Here is a 3,742-nt window from a genome sequence, read left to right as displayed (position 1 = left end):
ACAGCAGAGCGACGTCAGATGGCGGACGATAAATCAGCCAGAAACACACATCTGTACGAATACGCACGGGATACATCGATTAAAAACCTCTAGCGTTCATGCGCCGGCTCCATTGCTTGGTGACCATAGCGTCAGTGACCCACCCGATCCCATCTCGAACTCGGCCGTGAAACCTGACAGCGCCAATGGTACTGTGGCTCAAGCCCCGGAAGAGTAGGACGTCGCCAGGCATTGAAGCCGGCGCACAAACGCTAGATAAAAAACCCATCACAATGACAAACGAAACAAGGGGGCCAAAAGCCCCCTTTTTGCGTCCCCAAAAGACGCAGCCACCAGGCGGGATGGAGAACCCCGCCCCTCCACACCGGCAACGCCGGAATGGACAAAAAAACACTCCCGGGCTGAAAACCAGCCCCATATGGTGACGCGGGGTGGAGCAGCCCGGTAGCTCGTCAGGCTCATAACCTGAAGGTCGTAGGTTCAAATCCTACCCCCGCAACCAAGACTTACAATCAAAACAGCATCTTAAGGCGATCGTCGGAATCGACGAAGGCCCCGATGTGCCTAGCACAACGCTAGCACATTTGCGCAGCTTTGCGATTTATGAGACATTCCTGCCCAGGCTCCCCTTGCAGCACTGGCGGTTTGTCATGCAGAGGCACGAGATCTTAGGCGGAAAGGTCCAGGTTTACCGGCGCATCGACGGCGGCAACTGGCATTGCTCCGCATCGGTTGGTGGCAGGCAGCGCCGGGCCACCACCAGGACGGACAGCGTATCGCTGGCCAAGCAAGTTGCCGAAGATTGGTATCTCGGTCTGCGCGGTAAATTGCATGCCGGCATCCTCAAGACCGAGAAGACCTTCAAGGAAGCGTCCGCCCAGTTCCTGTGTGAATACGAGATCATTTCCGAGGGCCAGCGCAGCAAGCGTTGGACGGAGGGACATGGTATTCGTCTTCGCGTGCATCTGCTGCCGTTCTTTGGCGACCTTGGTCTCTCCGAGATCACGGGCGGCAAAGTGCAGGAGTACCGGGTGCACCGGATGTCGTCGCGCGGCATCGCCAATCCGCACTCGAAGAGTAATCGCCCGGTCTCGGACAAGGCGCCCGCCCGAAAAACCCTTCACAACGAAATCGTGACGCTGCGCCAGGTGCTGCGCACCGCCGTGAGCCATGGCTGGCTGTCGCACCTGCCCGACATCTCCAGTCCTTATCGCGCTTCGAGCAAGGTCGAGCATCGGCCCTGGTTCAGTCCCGCCGAATACAAGCAGCTCTACAAGGCCACCGGGGCCTATGCGAAGGAGCCGTTCCACGCGCACTTTGCGTGGAACGCGCAGCAGGTGCATGACTACGTTCTGTTCATGGCCAATACGGGCCTGAGGCCCGATGAAGCCTCCAACCTTGAGCACCGCGATGTTGAGATCGTCATCGACGATGAGACGGGACAGCAGATCCTGGAAATCGAGGTCCGTGGTAAGCGGGGGGTGGGCTTCTGCAAAAGTATGCCCAATGCGGTGCGCCCTTATGAGCGGCTGCTCAATCGTCCGAGGTCCATGCAAGGGGAAAGTCGCCGCGCGGCGCAGCGACGGCGCCGGGCCGGAATTGATGAGGCGCCTGAAGCGCCTGAGGCTCAGCTTCCGAAGCCGACCGACAAGGTCTTCCCCGGAAATCACGTGAAGCTGTTCAACGGTGTGCTTGCCAGGGCGGAGCTGAAATTTGATCGGGATGGCAAAGCGCGGACCGCGTACTCGCTGCGCCACACGTACATCTGCTTGCGCCTCATGGAAGGCGCCGATGTCTACGCGGTCGCGCGAAACTGCCGTACCAGCGTCGAGATGATCCAGAAGCATTATGCCGCGCACATCAAGAACATGATCAGCGCCGCCTCAGTGAATGTACGCAAGGTCAAGCCGAAACGCCGCCGGCAGCCTGTGCCCGTGGCATTCGAAGATGATGATCTGAACGGCGGCTAGTCGCTACTCAGCGCGGCGCCCGCCGACGCGCCAGCGCATCCCCTTGCGGGTGCGCCTCGCAGCAGCGCCCTTGCGGCGCTGATGCGTGCACGAAGGTGCTCTTTGCCCTTCATCGAGCCAACCTTGATATTCCCACGGCGGCAAAATGGGATTGCCGTCGCCCCGCCGGCAGTTGTACCGATGACGCAATCCCCCTGCGAGAAAGGAGCATCAATCGTGACGCCACGTGCCGCCATTCAACAGATCGCGCGCATGGTTCGCGACGATATCCGCTCGGGGGCATTGTCGCCCGGCGCACACAGCATCGCAGATATGCTGGCGGAGCAGCCCGAAGCCCTGCTGCTCATCGTTGACCTCGCGGGCGCCGAAGGGCGCAAGAAGCGGCCTGACGCGATGATGCATCACGCCTATTCCTTCATGCTTGGCAACACTCTCGAGCAGCTGCGGCAGCGAAGCGAGGCCGGAAGCGGTCATGCGAGCATGGCCATAGAGAACGTCAGGACCGCGATCGCTCAGCAAATCCGTACCGGCAAGCTCGCGGCGACGGCAGCGCTCGCGCTTGTTTCGGCGTTCTCGCGGGCCGGCGTCGAGGTGGGGGACGATATACGCAGCGCAATGGATCACACGATGATCCAGACCGGAGCCAGCCAGCTTAATCTCCCGCCGCCCGATGTTGACGAGATGTTGAAGGACCTGGTGAAAGCCTGTGAGGGCGATCCGTTCCTGATCCACACCCAGTTCGCCGAATTGACGGCTGCCATGCCTGCCGGGCTGCAACTCAGTCTCCTGGAAGGACTTGTCCTCGCCGACGAGTCCAGTCTGCGCGAGGCCGCTATCGGGTGGCTTCTTGCAGAACCTGCGATCGCGGCTCCGTTAGCCTCGATGATTGAAGAGACCGCCAGCCGAGGCCTGGTATCGGCAGCGTCGGTTACGAACCTCATGCTGATCCGCAACTGGGTTGCAGAAGATCGGCGCCGTGCGATCGATGCGATCATCAAAGCCGCGCGCTTTGTTGGATCGGTGTCCGAAAAGCGCCCTGCGATCCAGGTCAGGGAGCTCTTGATATCCGAGCGGGATGGGGCAGGGGCCCAAAGCATATTCGCATCTATCAAGCAGGGCAGAAAGAACGCGCTGGTTTCGATTCTGGTCAAGCAGGGGCACGGTGTGCGGGACGCCTGGGTAGCGGGCTCGTTAAGCAGGCCTGAGATCGAAGACATGCTCGGCCACATCGCGTCGGAGATGTCGATCCATGAAGCGACGGCCGAGGACGCTGCACTGCTCCTGAGCAGCGCCCTTGCGGATGGCTTGGCCAGTTCGCCGCCCCCGTTTGGTCTCGTGCAGGCTATCACGCTGATCGGGCTCTCGGATGTAGCGCCCAGGTCTCTATCGGTTCATGATCTTGTTGCCTCGATGCTCGAGGGCGTGGACGAGGCAGCGAGCAATTCCAGGGCGGTTGAAAGGGCCGTGCGCGCTTCTGGCCGATGGCTGGCAATCAATCCTCAACTCGAGTCCTGGTTCGAGAATGGCGACGACGTCACATTGGCGATCAAAGGGAAGCGCAAGATCGAGGACCGCATCGCGGCGATTATCGAGATGGTGCTGGAGCCGAAGCGCGGGTTTTGGGCCAGCGTTGCCGCATGGAGCGCATTCGCGCAGCGAGGTGAGGGCGACGATCCGCAATGGATCGAAATGGCGCTCGTCGCTCGTGAGATGGCGACGCAGCGTCCTCTCGCCGAAGTACCGCTTGCGCGGTTCATTGCGGTCCAGACCGT

Annotated in this window: 2 protein-coding genes, 1 tRNA gene and 1 rRNA gene; all 4 read left to right on the top strand. The window is 60.8% G+C overall.

Going from position 1 to position 3,742, the window contains the following annotated elements; all coding sequences use genetic code 11:
- The first annotated feature begins 115 nt into the window (after positions 1–115).
- A 5S ribosomal RNA gene (gene rrf, locus HWN72_RS26315) occupies positions 116–230 on the top strand.
- Between the two features lie 195 nt (positions 231–425).
- A tRNA-Met gene (locus HWN72_RS26310) sits at positions 426–502 on the top strand.
- Between the two features lie 148 nt (positions 503–650).
- Positions 651–1,970, top strand: a complete 1,320-nt coding sequence (locus tag HWN72_RS26305; RefSeq protein WP_211151786.1) for a site-specific integrase — start codon at positions 651–653, stop codon at positions 1,968–1,970.
- 216 nt (positions 1,971–2,186) lie between these two features.
- A partial coding sequence (locus tag HWN72_RS26300) for a hypothetical protein (RefSeq protein WP_211151785.1) occupies positions 2,187–3,742 on the top strand: 1,556 nt, incomplete at its 3' end.

This window comes from Novosphingobium sp. HR1a, assembly GCF_015594425.1.
Classification (GTDB): domain Bacteria; phylum Pseudomonadota; class Alphaproteobacteria; order Sphingomonadales; family Sphingomonadaceae; genus Novosphingobium; species Novosphingobium resinovorum_A.
Note: the sequence above shows the minus strand (reverse complement) of the source record. Positions and strands in the feature narration are given on the sequence as shown.